We start from the raw sequence: 20,625 nt of genomic DNA, 5'->3' as shown, positions 1-20,625 counted from the left end.
CATGTCCAAAGAAGAGGTTCACTCCTATGTTGTAACTTATCTGGAGGCGATGGAGTGCCAAATCTTAGAAAAGTCCCCTGCTCATGTTACCGTGAAACTGTCCGTTGAAGCAGACAAAGCACTGACGAACCGTCCCTATTATTGGGGATTTGTTGACCGAACCGGTGCCCCTGCAGAAACCATGTCGTTTACATTTATATTTGATGCGGAAGCTCACCTTCAGGCAGAGGAATCAGCCAAAAAGAAGGCTGAGGCTGAGACGGCCAAAGCATCTGAAAAAGTATCAAATGAAGGGAAAGACAGCATCTTGGGTCGTTATTTTGGCCACGTCCCTGCCCTCCCTCAGATTGGTCCAGGAAGAGTGCTGCGCGAGAACATCGCCTATGGAAGCTCGAGACTAAAGCAGATTTTTACGGCATCCCGTGAAGGCGGTGCTTACGTTAACCTGTTTGAGCAATCCTCCAAGCGCCAAATTAGTGCCTCCACCCCCAAATCCTATGAGCCTTGGCTTGGGGTTTGCTTTAAGATTGAGTTTTCCTGTGATATGCGTAAGGAAGAGCTTCATTTTCTTGGTGTATCCCTGATGACGGGAAGAATTGTCGAGAATTTTGGTCAAGTGCTTAGTAAGAAGGAGCTCAGTCCTCGTCTTCCCGAGAATATGCACGCACAAGCATCCAGAATTCCGCTGGCAGCAGCAGGAGAAATGCTGGAGCAGCACATCTATGCGAGATTAAAACTTGTCGATTACAGCTGGGCAGATGCCGCGAAGCAAAGACTTGAGGAAGAGCTGGCTGTCGTTGATATGTATTATGAGGATCTGCTGAAAGAGGAGCAGGAAGAAGAGAAGAAACAGGCTGTACAGGATCAGTACAACACCAGACGCAGTGAAATGATATGGCAATATGAACCTAAGATTCATGTGAATACGATCAGCTGCGGTATTTTTCATCTAAAGTGAATCAATTTCATAATACCTTTGGCTGCTTCAATCAAAATTCACCTCTTTTATGATTTATGAAATTGATTCAAGTGCTGGATTAATTGAATAAATAGGTTGTTTCGTCAAAAAAAGTGCTTGTCCGCGTAATTTTATAACACCATACAGCATCCTTTTTATTTCCTTATTATTACAATTAGGTTATGAAAAACGGGTGCTGTTATTTATTCTTCTAACCCGCTTCTAAAACAGTATCCGAAGAAATGAGGGTATTATAACGTTGATGAAACGTATATTACAACGTATGACTCTGGTAGTATCCAGCTTTATCATCTCATGCTCTATGACGAATGTTCCACCTCTCTATGCTTCAGCCCAGCTCACAGCTCAGCAGTATATGAACATTCCAGCTGCAGTCGAACAACTGGCACAGGACACATTGTCCAAGCTCTCGTTGGAACTAGAGTTCAGCTCATTTGCCAATGCGGAACTGCTCATCATGCCCTTGGGTCCAGGAACACACGGTTATATCGTACATATTCTTCAATCGGCTGAGCCGGTAGGTTATCTTATTATAACAGCCACCGGATCCAGTGGTTATGCTGTTACCGAATATGGTACAGGCAGCACTCCATTGTTCAGCTCTCTGCTCTATCCCAAAGATATGACATCTTCAACAGACATGCATGATTCACGGTTCATGAAATACAATGGTACGCTCGCCTATTGGCAAGTAACAGACCATGATGGTCATTCCATTCATATCGATGCATCGAATGGAGATCAGCTTCCAGACTTTGTCTCCTATGCATCCTCCCCAATTACGATCAGCAAGAGCCTCGAAGGCATTCAGCCTGAAGATCAGCCTGGCAAATTGGAGCTTGCCTCAATTCCCTTCAACCCATCTTCTAATTTGCTGTGGCTGGTCTCTGATGCATTAATGATACACAATGCTGCAGGGCTAATGAAACAGCTCGATCGCCATGAGCGGCTTGTATTTTCTGCGCACAAGCAAAATATGTGGTATAGTGGACCACTGGCAATTACAGGGTATCACTCCTGGAATATCAAGCAATCAGATGAAGCTCTAATCTTCGCTCGAACGGGAACTTCCTCAGCACAAATACGTTATATTCCAATAGATAAGCTGCTCGGATGTGGCTCGTTTTATGTACCTGCACAACATAATGAAGAATGAAAAAAACAGCGCCGAAATCTGAACTGTAAACTCCATTTGACCATTTATCAATGGAGGTGCAGTTCAATCTAAGCGCTGTTTTTTATCATTTCGAGTCCATGTCCATCTTTTTCCGCTTAACTGGTTTTTTGATATCCTTCACCCACATTGATACGCCCATGGGCATCATGCCAAACCATTTCATATGCCACGGTTCCTTTACTTTGTTCCTTTTGTATTTCCGCTCTTCCTTTGGTGTTCCTATATATACGACGACCTGCTCTGTAATATATCTTACAAGCTCATCTCCCTTGGCCATTGACCTGTTCCATCCTTCCACATGATTGTGTATTCGAAGCTTCTCTATATTAGTGTGTACGGGAATAAGCCGGATTAAACATATGCAAATCATTCATACCTGAATGAAACCCATAAATCTGCACAGTCTATTCATATGCCAGGAAGGGGGAAAGCCGCGTGATTACATTTAGCAAATCGTCCATTCTGCTTGCGATCTTATGTATTTTGCTGCTCCAGGAATCACCATCTGCGGCTGCAGAACCACCACATAGCAAGGAGCCAGAAATATCAAATCACTTGTTTCGCCATCCTGTTATTATCATCGACGCCGGTCACGGCGGCATTGATGGAGGAACCTCTGCTGAGGATCTGCTGGAGAAGGATATTAACCTTGCCATTTCACAAAAAATATTCATGATTCTTAAAAGTAAAGGCTATCCTGTTGTGCTTAATCGGGACGATGATTATGCGCTGAGTGATGATAATCATTGGCTGCGGAGTCATTCACGCCATATGAGAGATCTGGCACAGCGCAAGGGCCTCAGTGATCATGTGCCTTCCGATTCGATTGTGAGCATCCATGTCAATTGGAGCAAGAAATCTCGCACCCATGGACCCATTGTGCTGCATCAGCAGGAAGCAAGAAGCTATATGCTAGCAGATTCTATCCAGCAATCACTGAACGAGATGTATGATACCAATCGGCAAGTTGAATGGGGCAAGCCCTTTTACCTGCTTAATCATGTGAATAAACCCTCTGTTATTGTGGAAGCCGGATTCATCAGCAATCCTGAAGACCGCTCTGTCCTAAGCAGCAAAGCAGGTCAAAAGAAGATTGCCCAAGCGATTAGCTCAGGCATTATTTATTACTTGTCGGTAATGTAGATTCTGGAGTCCATTGCCAGACCTGCTTGACCATCTCACTGATACTCATGGTTTCAATCTGACCAGACCAGCGATTAATGGAGTCTCGGATCACACCTGCTGTCAAATGACCCTGCGTTCCTACGTGACCGATCATTACACAGGTGTCCTGAGTCTCCAGCTTTTGTTCGGCGAGCTTCATCTGTCCAGTAATATGAGAAATCGAGTGATGATCATCCAGGAAGATATGATTCTCTACAGGCGGGAGTCCCTTCTGTACAGCCAATTCGGCCACAACGGACTTATGATCTGTTTTGCTGTCGACGAAGAACAGACCTCTTTCCTTACATACATCAAGCACGATGGACATAATACGCCGATCTGTCGTAATTTTCGAGCCCATATGATTGTTCATTCCAATGGCATGAGGCACATTATCAATCGCAGCCTCTACTCTTTTCCGTACCTCTTCATCTGACAGATCTGAAGTAATCGCTCCTGGTCCGAGCCATTCCCTCCTGCCTCTATGCGGCTCCATCGGCATATGAACGAGCACATCAATCCCTTTTTGGTGCGCAAGCTCAGCATCTTTTTTCGTCGTAGGCAGAAACGGCATAATTGCGACATTTACCTTCGCCGGTAAATTCATGATTTCTTGTGTCCCCTTCATCCCGTTTCCCAAATCATCAATAATAATCGCTACCTTCTTCAGAGGCTCAGCATGTGCAGCAAATCCGTCCACATTGATACATCCCATGCTTACAGTGAGCATTATCACGATCATTCGCAAACTTCCCCATTTAAAGGAAGAGAGTACTTTCTTTTTCAATCTTCTTCTTCTTTGCTTGCGTATTGTCATCGCTATAACAGTCCTTCGCGCTAAATTATTGAAGATATATACATTATTTGAATAAACAAGACGAATTATGTGAGATTTTTTATAAATAATGCAGGCATGAAGTTGATAAAACCAAGCTCATTAGCATAGAATAAGAACATAAGTTCGCTTTTGCAAACAAGGAGGGACCCTGATGACATCGGAAATGCTACCGGAAGAACATACACTGATTAAGAGCTATCTTCAGCTCTTGATGGTCATCAAAATTTTTAACCGCGATCTTCAGGTGATGAGTAGCCATGCGGGTCTGAAGACCCCTGAGCTGTATATGGAGATTATCCGGGCGGGCATCGCTCGTGTAGCTGTATTGCTTGAAGAAGTAGAGGAAGAATTTAGACGAATGGATATACATTTGAACAGAGTCAATTTATACGATGGTGAAATTCAGGCATTGGCTTCTATACGGGGACATCACGTTCACATCCATATTCCATGGACCATATATAAAGATGAGCTGTATAAACGGATGCAAATATATCTAGGAGGCATACCCCTCATTTTATAATAAAAACCACCGCAATCTATGCCTGCGACTCAAGAAAACCTTGAGTTGAGCATCGATTCGGTGGTATTTGTTAGTTGTTCAATGCAGCTTGGACACGCATAACGCCTTGAGATAAAGCATGTCCACCGCCGATCGCAGCAGCTACGGCAACCGTCTCCATAATTTCTTGCTTGCTGGCCCCTTTGGAGAGCGCTTCTTGCACATGATATAGGGTGCACACTTCATTATTGGCGAACAAGCCGATTCCGAGCGCAACGAGCTGTTTTGTCTTCAAATCGAGCTCGCCTTCCTTAAAGCATTCTCCCGTAAAATCATGATAGGACTTCAGGACATCCGGCAGCGTCTCTGACAAGTGCCCGATTTGATCCTTATACGCATGAACCTTATTATTGATTAATGTCACATCAGCACATCCTTCGTCAAAAGAATTATATAGACGTATCATTGGTACTTTCTCCACTTGGACTATATCTATGCCGATCTTTGACGAGGTAATTTTTGGACTGATCTGCAGCTTACAGCTCGGTCGGTTTTTGTCTGGGCTCTGAATAGAGCTGAATGCTATAATTTCGATCCAGCTTAACGACTCTGCGGTTACGCCGGCGAACAAGAATCTGGTCGCTGCTCCAGGCAACAATAATGCCGATGACATCATTACTCTCCAGATCATCCCTCACCACACGAATTCGCTCACCTGATTCACGCAAATGGTTTAATTCCTCATCACTTATCATGAGTATCCCCTCCAATACATCCCTATTATTTGTACAAAAAAAGACCTAAATGCGCGCATTTAGGTCTTACGTTGTTATTTACGTGATAAAACCTTATATTGCTTAACGTGAAGCGTGCTCTTTACTGTCATTTTTCTCAAACCAGAAATCAAGCACCTTCGCCGACATTACCCGTTGCTCAACATACTCTACCTGATGAGGTGTAAACTGCTCTCTCCATGAGAAGGATAATTCTTCACACAGGTTCACTACTGTTAGAAGCTCCGACCATGCGACGTAACGTTTATACCAGAAGAACTGAGGATGTTCAAGCATATAGGGATAAAGGTCATCAAACTCCGTGTGCTTACAATCAAGGGCCCGTTCAAAATGAACTTTGGATTTGACTAACTTGTCAAGGAAAAACTGTTCGTTTGCTTCTTTCCCCATTGTTGTTGCCTCCTCTCCCTACTCTTATTTCATTATAAGCCATTATCCTGCCCCGTGCAAAGATAATGAGCAAAAATTAGGCCATTCTAATAAAAATTACCCATCTATGAACTTAAGCAAACTTTACGAATCCGTCTTTGAGTGATTCGATCTTCACAAGTGATTCAACCCGAATCCCTTGTTCACGGATCGCACTCGCTCCGGACTGGAAGCATTTCTCGACAACAACACCAAATCCGGCAAGCGATGCACCGGAACGCTCAACGATTTTGATGATCCCTTTGGCCGCATCCCCGTTTGCAATAATGTCATCTATAAATAATATTCGATCCTTCGGATCTATAAATTCCCGCGATACCATAATATCGGTCACAATACCCTTCGTAAAAGACGGCACCCGTTCACAATAGGCGTCAGGATCGGCCAGCAGCGTCTTCTTTCTTCGTGCAAACACAAGCGGTACTCCCATATGAACCGCTGTTGCGAAGGCCACCGGAATTCCCGAAGATTCAACAGTGACAATTCGAGTAATGCCCTCCGCTTCAAAACGCCGAGCGAACTCTCGTCCCATCTCCATCGTCAATTCAGGGTCAATCTGATGATTAAGTATAGCATCCAGCTTCAGCACCTGATCCGATACGACAACACCCTGCTCTACAATTTTTTGTTTTAATATTTCCATGCATATGACCTCCCAGCCTATCCTATGACGTAAAAGTATCACACCTCACCAGCTTCTTTCAAGAAGTTTATCTTCATTTCAGAGTCGGGTCATGTCCAAGTGGACAAGTGCATACCTTGTAAGAGGGCGTATTTACACCCATGAAGGTGCTGCTCTGGCATTTGTAGATAACAAGGAGGAGAAGCATGAGACAGAGTACCAAGGTGCTGCAAGTCGCATTCACCTATGTTGGAACTATTGTTGGTGCGGGATTTGCCACCGGACAAGAAATATTGCAGTTTTTTACCGAATATGGGAAATGGGCAACTCTTACAATATTACTGTCCTGCCTGCTCTTCGTTTGGCTGGGTACCAAAATGATGCTGGTGGCACATGATACCGGAGCTAAATCATACGAAGATCTAAACAGCCACTTGTTTGGCAAAAATGCAGGAAAATGGATCAGCTTCTTCACCTTGTTCGTGCTGATTGGCGTTAATAGTGTCATTCTTGCAGGAGCAGGCTCGGTGTTTATGGAGCATTTGCATCTGTCTTATCAAACTGGACTGTTAATTACGCTTGTCGGCACCTATCTTCTGCTTGGACGAGGAATTCATGCCATCCTGCAGATGAACAGCATCGTCGTCCCGCTTATGATGACACTATCTTTATTCATCCTTTTCCACACCACGGGTCATCCGGGCGCAGCCAATTTTGTGAGGCTGGAACCCGATCGCAGCATGTTCGCAACTTGGCTGTCACCCATTTTGTACAGCTCATTCAATCTAGCTATGGCACAGGCCATTCTTGTACCGCTCGGCAGTCAGATCACCGACAGACGCGTCATTAAATATGGCGGAATACTCGGGGGAATCGGAATTGGGTTCATGCTCATGACAGCCCATTTTGCCATGTCGGCGTATATGCCTGGCATCAAGCAATTTGAAGTTCCCATGGGAAGCATTGCATTCGCTCTCGGCGCAGCCATACAGCTCATGTATATTTTTCTGATTTTCATGGAAATCTTCAGTACTTTTGTTGCCGATATTTACGGGATAACCTTACAGGTACGGGAGCATCTCAAAGTATCGCCTAAGCTCATCACTTTATTTATTATGCTGTCCTGCTTCTTGCTCAGCCAGTTCGGCTTCAGTTCACTTCTGTCGATCTTATACCCGATCTATGGAACGCTGGCCGTCGTATGGGTAGCTCATTTGATCAAGAGCCCGCTCGGGTCCTTCAAGAATAAGGACAATAACTAACATAGCTGCTGTCAATTCGCAGGCTCAAACTTCAAATACAGCTTCTTCAGCATATGAACAGACCTTCTTAGAGAATATTCAGTCTTAGCCTTTTCGCTCGCTGATCGGGCAAGCTCATAGCGGTATAGAGGATCCTGGATGACCTTCTCCAATGCATCTGCTAGTGCTACAGCATTGTCTTTGGGAACGAGCAGCCCGTTAACACCATCCTCAATTTGTTCGCTTATACCCCCAACATCAGTCCCAACTAACGCCAGTGAGCTCAGTGCTGCCTCGGCAAATACGGAACCAAACGCTTCAGCTCTTGATGGAAGGACGAAGATGTCAAAGAAGGGGACGAACTCTTCAGGATGAAGGGTGTAGCCATAAAATATCGTTTCATTGTATATACCGAGCTGCTGGGCCAATTCCTCCAGTTCGGAACGGATCGGACCATCTCCAATGATATGAAGTACATAATCATGACCCCGTTTTTTCAGTTCGCAGCAAGCTTCAAACAGCACATCAATCCCTTTTGCCGGAACGAGACGGCACACTGTTACCAGCTGGGGCACCTCATTCTCATGAGGAATCGGCTTGAATCTTTTCTCATCAAAGCCATTCGGCACGATCCCAATTTTTTCAGGAGATTTAACATAGGGCGACATATATGTGCGGAACGATTCGGATACGGTTAACATGCAATCGGCCGCATGTTCCAGCTCACCATAGAGAGAGGTTAAGAAGCGATGCTCTAACCCATTCTCTTCTATTTTGCCATTCAGGATCAGTTCCCGCTCATAGCTGGAGTGAATGGTTTGAATCAGCGGCGTTGCTGGAAAAGCCTTCTTCATCGCCAGTCCTGCGATCGGATGATGTGCATGGATCAAATCATAGGGCTTATGTATGCGAAGCTTGATCCACCATAAATAATCCCGGAAGGTTTGGATATATTTCTGAACGATCGGACTCTCGCCGTACTGCGTCCAGTCAAAAGTGTCAAAGCGGATCTCTTCACTGCCCTTGTTGCGGATTCGTTTCGGAAGGGAGAACAGCTCCATCTCCCATCTCGGGCTGTTGAAGCGTTCCTGCAGGTAAGGAATCATAGATGATACTCCCCCTGGCTGCTCAGGAGGGAAAAATAAAGCTTGGAGCAATCGCATCCTATAGTGCCCCTTTCGTGGTTTCTTTTGAAAGCAAGTCTGTAATCATGATATATTAGCTCATATGTTCCAGTAAAGAAGATACGAAGGAGATTTGAAAAAACATGAGTAAGGAAACACTGCCCCAGGACTTTATCGAACAGATGAAATCCATGCTCGGGCAGGAGACTACTGCATTTCTTGATAGCTACAACAAGCCGCGCACCCAAGCTCTACGGCTCAATACCCTGAAGCTCAAGGAAGAAGATATACAGCTCATTGCCCAGCAGTTCCAGCTTAGCAAGGTTCCTTGGTGCAGCACAGGATACTATTACAATAGTCAAGAAAGACCTGGCAAGCACCCTTATCACACTGCCGGGTTATATTATATTCAGGAGCCTTCAGCAATGTCCGCGATTGAGCTGCTCGATCCTCAGCCATACGAAACGGTCTTAGACCTGGCAGCAGCACCTGGCGGCAAGACGACGCATATGGCTGTCAAAATGAAGGATACGGGCCTGCTCGTCTCTAACGAAATTCATAACGGCCGGGCACGAAACCTTGCGGAAAACGTAGAAAGAATCGGCCTGACCCGGACGGTGGTCGTGAATGCCGCTCCTGACGAGCTGTCCGCCCGGTTTCCCGAAGCATTTGATCGGATTATGCTTGATGCGCCCTGCTCTGGTGAAGGCATGTTTCGTAAAGATCTTGAAGCCATTAACGAATGGTCTCTATCCTCTGTTCACATGTGTGCTGCCCGCCAGTGGGACATTCTGCAGGAGGCCTATAAGATGCTGAAGCCCGGAGGACATCTCGCCTATTCCACCTGCACTTTTAACCGACAGGAAAATGAGGATACCGTAGAACGTTTCATAAACGAATATAAGGATATGGAGTGGGTCCGGACCGAACGAATCTGGCCGCATCGGAGTGAAGGAGAGGGACATTTTGTTGCTCTGCTCAAGAAAAAGGCTGCCAGTGAAGGAAACGAACGAGCCCATGAACAGCTGCCTTCAGCCAAGCTTCGTAAAAGAGGAAAAAAGAACGCCGCAGCCGGAGTTACTGAAGCCTGGGGCGGATATCAAGAATGGGCGGGCACGAATCTCCCTGGTTTCTCACTTCAGCCAGGAAGGCCTCTCCTCTATGGGGAAGCACTATACTATTTGCCCGAAACGAGTGAGCTGAGCATCTCAGAGGAACAACTGAAGGGATTAAAAACTCCCCGCCCTGGCCTTCATCTCGGAGATTGGAAGAAGGGAAGGTTCGAGCCAGCACATGCGCTGGCGATGTCAGCTGCTCCTGAACAGGCACTGCTGTCCTATGATCTTCCGCCTGACTCCACGGAGCTGTTGGCTTATCTTCGCGGTGAGACCCTTACTCTTGATGCCCACCTTCAAGGCTGGGTAATGGTGACGACGAAGGGTTACCCTGTCGGCTGGGCAAAAGCAAGCAGCGGTCAGCTTAAGAATAAACGACCTAAGGGTCTGCGTATAAACTTATAAGCAGCTGTTACACAGCTCAGAGACAAGATATCTCTCTACTCAAAACACAAACAGCACTCGAACGGGACTTTGCCCCCCTACAGGGGAAGGCCCGATCGAATGCTGTTTGCTCTATAACTGACTATATCCATAGATGATGCTGGGCTTGGCTTCGAATCAATTTCTAATCTAACTCAGCAAGCTCAATCTCATCAATTACCGCATTACGGTAGAGCATCGTCAGGTGAAGCTTATTAACATCCGTTTCTTTGTCAAGCTCCCGAGCCATGAGCAGGAACAGCTGTTCACGCTGTTCTTCACTCGGATGGATGTTAAAGTCGATGTATCCTGAGATTTCATCATCACTAATATCGACCGTCGCTGTTGCTGCCGGATATCCTCCATTTTCCTTAAAAAACAGCTCATATGTCAGGATATCGCGGTCATGACGAATCAGAGTGGCGTAGCAGTTCTCATTAACAGATTCGTGAACCGTCATATTCAGCTCCATGCCGTCTTCATCCCAATCCGGTCCCTCTTCAGTCTCCTCATCATCCAGCTCCACGAAATCCCGATGCTCCAGCTCTAACAGCGCAACGCGCTGACCTTCAAATTGCATATCTATCGTTATTGTATCAATTTCTTCATCGTTAACCTCGGATACTAGCAGCTCTTCCGCAGTTTCAAGGTCCTCTTCGTCAGGGTCAATGAGCCAGTCCACCATTCCCTTGATATCTGTCCCATACTGCTTAAGCACAGCTTCAGCAATCCTATAGCCATTTCCTGTTTGCAGCTCATATGAGGACACGTTCCGGCCACTACTTATCAGTTCAATCTGCATTTCACCAGTCTCAGCCTCATACCGAAAAACTGATGGCTCCTCCGTATGAAAAGCCCCATGCTCAATCAAGCCTTCTTCAGAGCTCTCATCCATAACATCATCAAGCGTATACTCTTCGTATACCTCTTCATCACCTAGAACGCACTCAACCCTGCCCCACGATAACATAATATCAAAGTGCTCAGCGGCTACTGCATCACGGAATTGAAGCACATATTCTTGCACGTAGGCAATAATCTCATCCTTAGCATCTCCGGGAATACTTTCTGCATCCAACTGGACACTGCCTGCCAGTCTTTGTCCTTCCCGGAATACAAGGATTAGTGAGCCTGCATATTGATGTTCTACCATGATGTCATGGACTTCACCATTCGATGTTCTTAGATCAGGTCTTAGCCGAATATGATAGCTCACGATCTAACTACCTCCTATTATGCCGGAAATTATAACTGTAACCATGTGTTAGCTGGCTATGCATCTAGAATGCCCTAATGAGAGGAAGAATATTACTTACACATTGACCACATGCTTAACTAACGCATGATGAACCCCGCTGTCATTGTTAGACAAAGTAATCTCATCGGCTGCCGCCTTCACTTCGACAGGTGAATTATCCATTGCAATCCCTTTACCCGCATAGGTGAGCATTGTAATATCATTATAATAATTCCCCATTGCGAGCACTTCCTCTGGGCGATATCCTCTTTTCTCAGCCAATCGCTGCAGAGCCGCTCCTTTGGAAGCATCCTTATGCATCAGATCGAGGAAAAAATCCCCGCTGCGAACCATATAGAATGGACTGTTCCACGTTCTCCACTCTTTCTCCAGTGCATCCATGGCTTCTAAGCTTCCAAAGGCCGAGAATTTCACGACAGGCTCTCTTAGATCAGCCCATACAGGAAGATCCAGTGGTGTAAGGAATACAGCCTCATACATGCTGCGAACCTCAAGCGTCATTTCGTCTGCACGGTCAACATACAGCCCGAACGCGGTATTCACATCAAAATGAATGCCATGATCACGGCAGTAATCTATATATGGCATCAGCTCTTCAGCCTGTATCGGAAACTGATCGACCACTTCACGAGACTTGATATCCACCGTTGCTGCACCATTGTGAGTAATGACGTATCCACCAAGTCCCATACCCTCCATAATAGGAATCGTATTCACAGGACCTCTGCCCGTACATAGAACAAATTCTGCGCCGTTCTTGGCAGCCTGCTGTATACTTTTCTTATTTGCCTCTGACAATTCATGATGGTCATTTAACAGCGTTCCGTCCACATCAAGTGCGATTAATCGATATGTCATAACCTATCCATCCTTATTCTCTATTTTATAAAATACATCAAAAATCAATTGATAAGACTGTTTAGTTCTTCTTCTGTCAACTCACGATAGGATCCCATCGGAAGCTCCGGGTCGAGCATAAGACTTCCCATCGAAATCCGTTTTAAATAGAGCACTTTAGAGCCAACGGCTTCGAACATCCGCTTGACTTGATGGAACTTGCCCTCATGAATCGTCACCTGAATATATGAGATCATTCCCGTATCTGTCTGTTCTTCCGAGGTAACCATCAGTTCTGCCGGCTTCGTGACATAACCATCATCAAGCGTAACTCCATGCTGAAAGGCTGTAATTTCCTTATCTCCAATGCTTCCGAGGACCTTTGCCTCATACGTCTTCGGAACATGCTTCCTTGGAGATAGCAGATTATGTGCAAGCTGTCCGTCATTCGTGAGCAGCAGAAGACCTTCCGTATCCTTGTCCAGCCTTCCAACAGGGAAGGGCTGAAAAATGACGTATTCTTCATCCAATAAATCAATAACTGTTTCTTCTCTTAAATCTTCTGTAGCCGAGATGACTCCAGGAGGCTTATGCAGCATCAAATAGATAAACTCTCTATATTTCACGACTTCCCCATCAATTTCCACAACATCAAAGTCTGGATCGACCTGCATACCGCTGTCTTTAATCGTTTGACCATTCACCGTAACATAGCCATTCTTAACAGCTTTCTTAATTTCAGATCGGGTCCCGTACCCCATGTGGCTCAGTATTTTATCAATCCGCAGCTTTTTGACTGTTTTTTTCATCGTGTTCTCACTCATACCGAGGTCCACCTCCATCCTGCCGGATATTCATTTTTGAGTCTGCCATCCTGCCATTTCGCCCAGCCAACGGAATGCCCGTTAACGGTCACGAGAGTGTATCCTTTAGGGGAAGCAGTGCCTGACTTAACCAGTCGATCCTCATCCAATTCCAGTGTGTCACCCTTTAAATATTTGACTGCCTCGCCGCTCTCTGCAATAAGCTGTACACTCCGCTTCACTTCCTCTGCGTTCAGAGCAGATGCCAGTGCCTGGGAGGGCGTAAATCGCCCATTTTTAACCGATCCCATAAACCAGCCTGCGCGAATGACCCGAAGCCCTGCCAGCCGTTCCGGCTGGGTGGGCGTCTGGTATACCTTCTCTCCATACAATATTGTTTGTCCCGGCAGATCCACACTCAGCTGCTCAGCGACAAATGACCGAAAGACCAACTCCGCATCCATCGGCATTTGATCAGACCGATTTCTGTGCTTTGCTCCCCCGTGCTTCTCGTTGTGCTTCTGTTTTTTACTCTTAATGTTTCTGCCGTGAGCGGCTTCCTTCTCCACTGTACTGTGCACATATAATGGCTGATCAGCCGGTTTATCAAGAGGAGTACCGTCATGCTGAAGCACGGCGACGAAATGACCTTCTCCTTCCACTAAATGCGGCCATAATCTGCCCGTGCCTTGAAGCTGTGCATACAGATCAGGATGTTCATCCTGCGATACAGGCTCGATCTGAAGTCCCTCAAATTGCTCTTCAGCTGCAGCCTGCTCTATCCACTCAGGATGTCCACCAGATATTCCACTCACATTACGGATAGGAACAACTCGGAACGATGGGTTCTTCCGTAGAAACTCTCCAATCATTGCCTCGTTCTCCTCTGGTGCAAATGTACAGGTTGAGTAGACGATTCTTCCCCCAGGAGCAAGCAGCCTCGCAGCGGTATCTAATATATCGCGCTGCATCAGTACACACCGCTCTATGGAGTGGTGCTCCCATTGCCGCACCATGTCCTCATCCTTACGAAACATTCCTTCCCCGGAGCAAGGTGCATCTATCAGTATTTTATCAAAATAATGCGGGAACGCATCGGCTATGCGCTCGGGGCTTTCATTTAGAACCACTGCATTTCGAACACCATACATCTCTATATTTTTGGCAAGCGCCTTGGTCCGGTCTGTACTGATATCATTTGTCACCAGTACCCCGCTTCCTTTTAGATGTGCGGCAATCTGAGTCGATTTTCCGCCAGGGGCAGCACATAGATCAAGCACATGATCACCCGGCTTGGCTTCCAGCAGCTCCACGGGTGCCATTGCACTAGGTTCTTGAACGTAATACAGACCTGCATGGTAGTACGGAGTGAGACCCGGCTTGCTGCCTGCAGGAATATAATATCCTGTCTCACACCATGGGATGGGTTTCAATGGAAACGGAGAGATCTCGGCAAATGAAGCAGGATCTATTTTTAACGTATTAACACGGATGCCTGCACGAGGTGCACTCTCATAGGACTTCACAAATTGTTCATACTCATCGCCAAGCATCTTCTTCATTCGTTCAGCAAATTGTATAGGCAGGCGTATCGCCATTTTTTCATCATCCTGTTCTGACTTAGTTCATCATTTTTATGATTCATCGATGTAGTTCACAAATATAACTTGCTTCCCCTGTTTCACTACACTGTGTAATGTTGTATAATGAATGGCATCTAAGGCTTGTCCTTAGTATTAATTATGACGGGGGATGGATATGAGTTCAAAATCGAAAAGCACCACAAATTCCAAAGCAAAATCGAATACCAAGGCTAACAAAAAGCCAAGCAAGGCCATTATCGCCTTTATAGCCGTATTTGTCATCCTGATTGGTGCACTGATTACCATGAATGAGCTGAATAAAAATAACATTAATGAAGTGTATGGTCTTCCAGAATCAGATCTTGCTCCAGCAACACGTGAAATTTTAGAGGATCCAAATTATCAGAATATCATATTACCTGAGGAGCTTGATACTAAAATTTCGAACAAAGAAAGCTTCTTTACTTACTTTTTCGCTTCTGACTGCCCTCACTGCCGGGCAACCACACCGCAGCTGATGCCAATTGCTGATGAAGCAGGCGTCGATCTTCCTCAATTTAATCTCAAAGAATTTGAGGACGGCTGGAGAGATTACAATATCGAGTTTACACCAACACTCGTCTATTTTGAAAATGGCGTAGAGAAGGATCGCCTGGAAGGCGGAATGCAGGCCGAAGGCGCAAGCGCAGGATATACTGCTGAACAAATTGAAGAGTTCTTTACCAAATATAAAGGGACTGCTGCGGAATGAAGCCAAAAACTTATGGAATTCTGTTTACAGGTCTGATGATAGGCAGTTTGGTGCTTGCTGCCTGCGGTGAGAAGGGAGCTTCCCACGATCACAGTATGCACGGTAAAGATAATGAACAATATGAGGCAAGTGCTTCTATATCTGAAATGCCAGCCTTCCTTGCCAAATACACGGATAATACTCAAGCAACCTATGCGCTTGTATCCGAAGTGCAGGAAGAGCTCAAAATGCTAAACTGCTACTGTGGCTGTATGGACTATGAAGCAGCCCATGACTCGCTCTATCGGTGCTTCATATCATCGACAACATCGACCGAAGTAACATGGACTGATCATGGTGCACAATGCGGCATCTGCCTGGAAGAGGTTAAGGATGCCGCTCGTCTGAAGGCAGAAGGCAAGTCCATCGAAGAAATCCAGAAGTTCATTGATGATAAGTATGCCCCGGATGGGGCTCCTACATCTAGTGAAGTGCATCCTGTCATATAAGTAAATAATCCCCCGGTGATTGGCTGGACAAAATGTCCATTCACCGGGGGATTTACTTTTGTAGATAAGCATTATGATTTTAGATTAACATTATAAGTTCTGACCTAAAGCCTTCATTCGTTCTTCATATATTCTTCCCCGTGTTGGGCTCCGCCTTTGAGGAATGTTAGGCTTAATTGTCTGGGACCTTGCACGAACAGCTTCTTCCAGCTCATCGTCACAGATCACAATCGTGAAATCCTGATAAGAGATCGGATGGCTGTCATAGTTCCGAAGCTTCTCCGCAAGACTGCGGCTTGTGTCGACCAGCAGCTCCAGCTCAATACCCAGGGTCTGCGCCGGATACTTCTCCAGAATCTCCACCGCGCTCTCAAGCATCATGTAGGCGCCGCGTATATTCTGATTACGGAAATGATACATGCCGACGGCGACTTGCAGCAAGCCTTTATAGACGGGCTCCTTGTTCTGTTCAAGCCACAGCTCCTCGAGCACTTCATGACATTCGAAATAATCCTGGTCCCGATTAAAATACACCAGATAATCTAAATAGAGGGCCTCGTATTTAGACATCGCCGTTGTCGCTGCCTTTTCTAGCCTTGTTCAGCAGCTCCTTCACTTCATCAGACAATAGCTTGATGGCTTCCATATCATGCTGCTGCCAATATTCGTTGAATTTGGCCTGAGCGTCAATAGCTTCATCAATAAGGTGATAGAAATAAAGCTGGTGTATGATGGCAAGCGTTTTGGTAATGATGTTGGACTCATCTTCGAATGTTTTCTGTGCATCAAGAATTTCAAGCCGGATGGCTGACATCTCATTATCCAGAATAAAGGCGGCTTCCGCTGTTTTCTTCAATCTGCCTCTTACATCCTCGGGCAAGGAGTCCCTAAATTTGTAATTTAAGGAGTGCTCAATCGTCGCCCAAAAATTCATCGCCAGTGTCCGAATCTGAATCTCGGCCAATACATGCTTCTGACCTAGCGCTGTCTGCACTGGATACTCCACAATCATATGGAAGCTGCGATAGCCGCTCTCTTTGAAATTGGTGATATAATCCTTCTCATACAACACCTTCAGATCTTTGCGTTCCCGGATATACTCGGCAACTCTTCGGATATCTTCAACGAATTGGCACATAATCCGAATGCCTGCAATATCCTCAATGCCGGTTTCGATCTGGTTCATAGGTACATCGAGACGTTTGGCTTTATCGAGTATGCTCGATATTTTCTTGACTCTTCCCGTCACAAATTCTATAGGGGCATATTCTTCACGTTTTTTGAGCTCTGCCCGCATCGTCTTAAATTTAACTTTAAGTTCTTCTACGGCCTGTTCGTAAGGAAGCAAAAATGTCCCCCAATCTCTACCGTCCATAAGTATGCCTCCTGTCTTTTGCTTCAAACCTTCTTATATCCCCGCATCTTTATCTGTGCAGAGCGCCGACGGCTTCCGATATATGACGATATCCGTCTCTCTGCAGCAGTTCACGTAATCCGGAATGAAGCTTTTGATTAATTTCGGGACCTTCATAAATTAATGCCGTATAAATTTCAACCAGACTGGCTCCCGCCTTGATCTTCTCATAAGCATCCTCACTCGTGAAGATTCCTCCGGACCCAATGATGGGCAGGCTTCCCCCCGTCTGACGATAGACGCGGCTAATTATCTCAGTAGACCGCTCACGCAAGGGCTTGCCGCTGAGTCCACCCGTTTCCTTGGCATTCGCATGAGTTAAGCCGTCACGGCTAATGGTCGTATTGGTAGCTATGATGCCCGAAACACCACTGTTTGAAATCGTATCAACCATATATTCTAGTTCAGCTTCTGTCACATCTGGCGCAATCTTGACCAGTACCGATTTGGAACGCCCATAGGCAAGCGACTGCTGCTCCATTTCGTCCATTACCGCGGATAGTAACTCCGTCAGCTCACTTCCATGCTGCAGGCTTCTTAAATCCGGCGTATTCGGAGAACTGATGTTTACGACAAAAAAGTCTGCGTACGGATACAAAATTTGGATGCATTTGCGATAGTCTCCTGGAGCATCCTCATTAGAGGTAGCTTTATTTTTACCAATGTTGATGGCAACCGGAATGGAAACATCTTTAAGCTTAGATAAGATTCCCGCCATCGCTTCCGCTCCATGATTGTTGAAGCCCATACGGTTCACAAGTGCTTCATCCGGCGGGAGTCTAAACAGCCTTGGCTGTTCGTTCCCCGGCTGCGCCTTTGGTGTTACCGTTCCCACTTCCATGAATCCAAATCCGATGGAAGAAAACCCAGGCACCGCTTCCCCATTTTTGTCGAGTCCGGCTGCAAGCCCTACCGGTGATGGGAAATGTAATCCGAACAAATCGGTCGCAAGATCCGGTGTTTCCTTAACACCGTACATGGTCTTGAGAAGGCTCGTGCCTCCGGGAAATGAGCCTGCTTGATTCATTCCACCTATTACAAGATGGTGTGCTTTTTCCGGATCCATTTTGAAGAATAGAGGTTTACCAATATTACGATACAGCAAATGACCCACTCCGTTTACATATTCTTATGGATAAACTGCGCTCTCGAAAAAGGAAACATTCACTAAATGTATCAATGAAATGAATGCATGTTAAGTCCTGTTCGTTTACGTGCAGTATTCCTTCTAAATTTCAGTTTAGCTGTTTTCGTTCTAAAAGAAAAGGGAGAAGGACCCAAGGGAATAACGCAGCTTTGAAAATACTCAGTAAATTGACTACAATGAAGTATACCATCCATTTTAAACGCAGAAACTTATGTATTTAAACGTCTGTTAACATTTTTCCAATACGAGAAAGGAGATTCCCCTTACATGGCAACCAAACGTCAGAAGCCCTCATTACAGCAGAAAAAAGAAGAAGTGAACCGCAAGGCTGTTTTATGGACCGCACTCAGTGTATTGCTGCTCATCATTCTCATTGTTGCACTCGTTATTATCGGAGAAATGACAACCTCTTAATTGAGCCAGTGATATATTTTGTCCGGATTCGTCTGTCCGGGGACAAGCTCCGGCTGAAATCGTTCCCCGGCCTGTTCCGGAGCGATGATTTGTGTTGGAGTGTTGGCGCTGTCTTTAATCGTAACCTGAGTACCTGGCGGTACAAGCGCAAACAATTCTTCTACATCCTCTTGATGCATGCGTATACAGCCCAAGGATTCATCAAGCCCGATACTTCCCGGATCGTTCGTGCCATGAATCGCATAATCCGTATCTGACAACTGCATGCCTCTTGTACCGAATTCACCGTCTGAACGTCCATTCGGATTCACTACCTTGTCTGATATAACAAAATCTCCCTCGGGAGTTTTATTGCCTCCTAGGCCAACTTCATAATTTCGTAATACGATGCTTCCGCTCAGCAGCGTCAATCGATGGGTCTCCTTATTTACAATGATAGAAAGAGCTTCCTTCATATAAGGTTCACCGCCATAGGTATCCTCAAAGCTGGGCAGTAACGGCCCGTCTTCGCTGGACCTCTCTCCGATGGTAGGATCAGACTCAGAATCCCTGTAGTCTCCTGCAAGAGATTGGATATAACCCAGCATCTCCGGATACAGCTCCCGCATAGGAGAACTTACACCGCCAATGTGATTATTCGGAAAAGGCTTCATTAACTGCTCGATACGCTCCGGATACACACCATTTAACTGTTTGTATGCTGTTATTGCGCTCCGTAGAGCGATCGCCTGCTCTTCTTTTTGTCCCCACTCTATGGCACTTGCAGACAGACCCTTAAGATCATCAGACGTGCATTTACACCACTCGGGCAGCAAGGATTGACTCGTCACTTCACCCTCCCCGTTACTACGGAATTGATACATTAGGGGTCTTGCAGGAGAAGTGCCCCATAAGAGAAATTCATTCTCCTGCTCTAGACCAAGCGTTATAATTGTTGCTTCCGTATGTCGCAGCTGATTCATCATTCTGCCTGCAGCTTCATCCGTAATCTCGTCGTTAATCAGGGGAATTCCCGTAAACACAGGTGGTTCTGGACCTGCCTCATCTGCTTCAGATTCATGTGCTGCACCCTGCTCATCGGTGTAATCTATACTTTCAAGTCCTTGTTCAGGTGATGATTCATCTGCAGGCTCTGTAACAACGTCAATATTCATGGCATCAGGTGCCATCGCTGAAGGAACAATGCCAAGCAACAACAGCCATAACATTATAGCCGCAGATCTGCGCTTGAACTGTTGTTTTTTTCGCTGCTGTTCCAACTGTATGAGCTTATGCTGATATTCGATCCACACCTGGGCAGGGGCTTTGCTGTGCTCAAAAGCTTCATATACTCCTCCTGAACGTTCAAAGCAATAGTTAGCCTTCGCTGTCTGACCGGATCGTTCATAATCCTTCCCCAGCAGATACCAGGCCATTTGATTATCCGGATGCTTCTGAACGTAGGATTTCAGATCGTGCGGCATGCGCATGTCTTATCTCCCCTTGATATAGGTTATGAATGATATATCGGATAAAACAAAAA

The 20,625-nt window shown here is 45.8% G+C and carries 24 protein-coding genes; 9 read left to right on the top strand and 15 right to left on the bottom strand.

Annotation, left to right across the window (positions count from 1 at the left end; genetic code table 11):
• Position 1: 1 nt before the first annotated feature.
• Both ACFSVM_RS05870 and ACFSVM_RS05865 read left to right on the top strand, forming a co-directional pair.
• The gene (locus ACFSVM_RS05870) at positions 2–958 is read left to right on the top strand and encodes a YqhG family protein (RefSeq protein ID WP_379262890.1); all 957 of its coding nucleotides are present in this window, start codon (positions 2–4) and stop codon (positions 956–958) included.
• 262 nt (positions 959–1,220) lie between these two features.
• A complete protein-coding gene (locus tag ACFSVM_RS05865) occupies positions 1,221–2,135 on the top strand; it encodes a hypothetical protein (RefSeq protein ID WP_379260859.1) in 915 nt (304 codons plus the stop codon).
• Positions 2,136–2,220: 85 nt separating this feature from the next.
• On the opposite strand, the gene ACFSVM_RS05860 is transcribed toward ACFSVM_RS05865, so the two are convergent.
• Positions 2,221–2,433, bottom strand: a complete 213-nt coding sequence (locus tag ACFSVM_RS05860) for a YqzE family protein (RefSeq protein WP_076311320.1) — start codon at positions 2,431–2,433, stop codon at positions 2,221–2,223.
• Between the two features lie 158 nt (positions 2,434–2,591).
• Between ACFSVM_RS05860 and ACFSVM_RS05855 the strand changes: the two genes are divergently transcribed.
• Complete coding sequence (locus tag ACFSVM_RS05855) at positions 2,592–3,299, top strand: N-acetylmuramoyl-L-alanine amidase family protein (protein ID WP_379260857.1); 708 nt, start codon at positions 2,592–2,594, stop codon at positions 3,297–3,299.
• Here the strand turns inward: ACFSVM_RS05855 and ACFSVM_RS05850 are convergent.
• On the bottom strand, positions 3,274–4,062 hold the full coding sequence (locus ACFSVM_RS05850; RefSeq protein ID WP_379260855.1) for a divergent polysaccharide deacetylase family protein: 789 nt from the start codon (positions 4,060–4,062) through the stop codon (positions 3,274–3,276). The two genes, ACFSVM_RS05855 and ACFSVM_RS05850, sit on opposite strands and share 26 nt — an antisense overlap.
• 247 nt (positions 4,063–4,309) lie before the next feature.
• Here ACFSVM_RS05850 and ACFSVM_RS05845 point away from each other — a divergent pair, with 247 nt between their 5' ends.
• The gene (locus tag ACFSVM_RS05845; RefSeq protein WP_076311323.1) at positions 4,310–4,681 is read left to right on the top strand and encodes a hypothetical protein; all 372 of its coding nucleotides are present in this window, start codon (positions 4,310–4,312) and stop codon (positions 4,679–4,681) included.
• 70 nt (positions 4,682–4,751) lie between these two features.
• On the opposite strand, the gene ACFSVM_RS05840 is transcribed toward ACFSVM_RS05845, so the two are convergent.
• The 4 genes from ACFSVM_RS05840 to ACFSVM_RS05825 all read right to left on the bottom strand — a co-directional run bounded on the left by ACFSVM_RS05840 (position 4,752) and on the right by ACFSVM_RS05825 (position 6,526).
• Complete coding sequence (locus ACFSVM_RS05840) at positions 4,752–5,084, bottom strand: carboxymuconolactone decarboxylase family protein (protein ID WP_076312523.1); 333 nt, start codon at positions 5,082–5,084, stop codon at positions 4,752–4,754.
• A 112-nt stretch (positions 5,085–5,196) separates the two neighbouring features.
• Complete coding sequence (locus tag ACFSVM_RS05835) at positions 5,197–5,415, bottom strand: hypothetical protein (RefSeq protein WP_076311324.1); 219 nt, start codon at positions 5,413–5,415, stop codon at positions 5,197–5,199.
• Between the two features lie 102 nt (positions 5,416–5,517).
• Positions 5,518–5,844: a hypothetical protein gene (locus tag ACFSVM_RS05830; protein ID WP_047909830.1), complete on the bottom strand. Its 327-nt coding sequence runs from the start codon at positions 5,842–5,844 to the stop codon at positions 5,518–5,520.
• A gap of 112 nt (positions 5,845–5,956) precedes the next feature.
• The gene (locus ACFSVM_RS05825; protein ID WP_076311325.1) at positions 5,957–6,526 is read right to left on the bottom strand and encodes a xanthine phosphoribosyltransferase; all 570 of its coding nucleotides are present in this window, start codon (positions 6,524–6,526) and stop codon (positions 5,957–5,959) included.
• Between the two features lie 185 nt (positions 6,527–6,711).
• Between ACFSVM_RS05825 and ACFSVM_RS05820 the strand changes: the two genes are divergently transcribed.
• Positions 6,712–7,767 (top strand): YkvI family membrane protein, encoded by a 1,056-nt coding sequence (locus tag ACFSVM_RS05820; protein WP_076311326.1) that lies wholly within the window; start codon positions 6,712–6,714, stop codon positions 7,765–7,767.
• Positions 7,768–7,778: 11 nt separating this feature from the next.
• Here the strand turns inward: ACFSVM_RS05820 and ACFSVM_RS05815 are convergent, their stop codons facing one another.
• Positions 7,779–8,909 carry a glycosyltransferase family 4 protein gene (locus tag ACFSVM_RS05815; RefSeq protein WP_076311327.1) on the bottom strand — a complete coding sequence of 377 codons (1,131 nt, stop codon included), beginning with the start codon at positions 8,907–8,909 and terminating at the stop codon, positions 7,779–7,781.
• A gap of 104 nt (positions 8,910–9,013) precedes the next feature.
• Between ACFSVM_RS05815 and ACFSVM_RS05810 the strand changes: the two genes are divergently transcribed.
• Positions 9,014–10,390, top strand: coding sequence for an RsmB/NOP family class I SAM-dependent RNA methyltransferase (locus ACFSVM_RS05810; protein WP_379260851.1), 1,377 nt, complete (start codon positions 9,014–9,016; stop codon positions 10,388–10,390).
• A gap of 163 nt (positions 10,391–10,553) precedes the next feature.
• On the opposite strand, the gene ACFSVM_RS05805 is transcribed toward ACFSVM_RS05810, so the two are convergent.
• The 4 genes from ACFSVM_RS05805 to ACFSVM_RS05790 form a co-directional block, all read right to left on the bottom strand.
• The gene (locus tag ACFSVM_RS05805; protein ID WP_090723085.1) at positions 10,554–11,624 is read right to left on the bottom strand and encodes a hypothetical protein; all 1,071 of its coding nucleotides are present in this window, start codon (positions 11,622–11,624) and stop codon (positions 10,554–10,556) included.
• 96 nt (positions 11,625–11,720) lie between these two features.
• Positions 11,721–12,524 carry a Cof-type HAD-IIB family hydrolase gene (locus ACFSVM_RS05800; protein WP_076311330.1) on the bottom strand — a complete coding sequence of 268 codons (804 nt, stop codon included), beginning with the start codon at positions 12,522–12,524 and terminating at the stop codon, positions 11,721–11,723.
• Positions 12,525–12,568: 44 nt separating this feature from the next.
• Positions 12,569–13,327, bottom strand: coding sequence for a pseudouridine synthase (locus ACFSVM_RS05795; protein WP_379260849.1), 759 nt, complete (start codon positions 13,325–13,327; stop codon positions 12,569–12,571).
• Positions 13,324–14,904: an RsmB/NOP family class I SAM-dependent RNA methyltransferase gene (locus tag ACFSVM_RS05790; RefSeq protein WP_379260847.1), complete on the bottom strand. Its 1,581-nt coding sequence runs from the start codon at positions 14,902–14,904 to the stop codon at positions 13,324–13,326. The genes ACFSVM_RS05795 and ACFSVM_RS05790 overlap by 4 nt, the downstream gene beginning before the upstream one ends.
• Before the next feature lie 160 nt (positions 14,905–15,064).
• Here ACFSVM_RS05790 and ACFSVM_RS05785 point away from each other — a divergent pair, with 160 nt between their 5' ends.
• Together ACFSVM_RS05785 and ACFSVM_RS05780 are read left to right on the top strand one after the other, a co-directional pair.
• Positions 15,065–15,640: a thioredoxin family protein gene (locus ACFSVM_RS05785; RefSeq protein WP_090723088.1), complete on the top strand. Its 576-nt coding sequence runs from the start codon at positions 15,065–15,067 to the stop codon at positions 15,638–15,640.
• The gene (locus tag ACFSVM_RS05780; protein WP_076311332.1) at positions 15,637–16,128 is read left to right on the top strand and encodes a PCYCGC motif-containing (lipo)protein; all 492 of its coding nucleotides are present in this window, start codon (positions 15,637–15,639) and stop codon (positions 16,126–16,128) included. The genes ACFSVM_RS05785 and ACFSVM_RS05780 overlap by 4 nt, the downstream gene beginning before the upstream one ends.
• 90 nt (positions 16,129–16,218) lie before the next feature.
• Here ACFSVM_RS05780 and ACFSVM_RS05775 read toward each other — a convergent pair whose 3' ends face one another.
• The 3 genes from ACFSVM_RS05775 to ACFSVM_RS05765 are packed head-to-tail and all read right to left on the bottom strand — an operon-like array spanning position 16,219 to position 18,647.
• On the bottom strand, positions 16,219–16,698 hold the full coding sequence (locus ACFSVM_RS05775; protein ID WP_076311333.1) for a DUF309 domain-containing protein: 480 nt from the start codon (positions 16,696–16,698) through the stop codon (positions 16,219–16,221).
• Complete coding sequence (locus ACFSVM_RS05770) at positions 16,691–17,503, bottom strand: GTP pyrophosphokinase (RefSeq protein WP_379260844.1); 813 nt, start codon at positions 17,501–17,503, stop codon at positions 16,691–16,693. The genes ACFSVM_RS05775 and ACFSVM_RS05770 overlap by 8 nt, the downstream gene beginning before the upstream one ends.
• A 49-nt stretch (positions 17,504–17,552) precedes the next feature.
• Positions 17,553–18,647, bottom strand: a complete 1,095-nt coding sequence (locus tag ACFSVM_RS05765; protein ID WP_379260842.1) for a quinone-dependent dihydroorotate dehydrogenase — start codon at positions 18,645–18,647, stop codon at positions 17,553–17,555.
• A 309-nt stretch (positions 18,648–18,956) separates the two neighbouring features.
• Between ACFSVM_RS05765 and ACFSVM_RS05760 the strand changes: the two genes are divergently transcribed.
• Positions 18,957–19,103, top strand: coding sequence for a hypothetical protein (locus ACFSVM_RS05760; protein WP_177178625.1), 147 nt, complete (start codon positions 18,957–18,959; stop codon positions 19,101–19,103).
• Here the strand turns inward: ACFSVM_RS05760 and ACFSVM_RS05755 are convergent.
• Positions 19,100–20,572 (bottom strand): L,D-transpeptidase family protein, encoded by a 1,473-nt coding sequence (locus ACFSVM_RS05755; protein WP_379260839.1) that lies wholly within the window; start codon positions 20,570–20,572, stop codon positions 19,100–19,102. The two genes, ACFSVM_RS05760 and ACFSVM_RS05755, sit on opposite strands and share 4 nt — an antisense overlap.
• Positions 20,573–20,625: the final 53 nt, after the last annotated feature.

The organism is Paenibacillus shunpengii, from assembly GCF_042684905.1.
Taxonomy (GTDB): domain Bacteria; phylum Bacillota; class Bacilli; order Paenibacillales; family Paenibacillaceae; genus Paenibacillus; species Paenibacillus shunpengii.
Note: the sequence above shows the minus strand (reverse complement) of the source record. Positions and strands in the feature narration are given on the sequence as shown.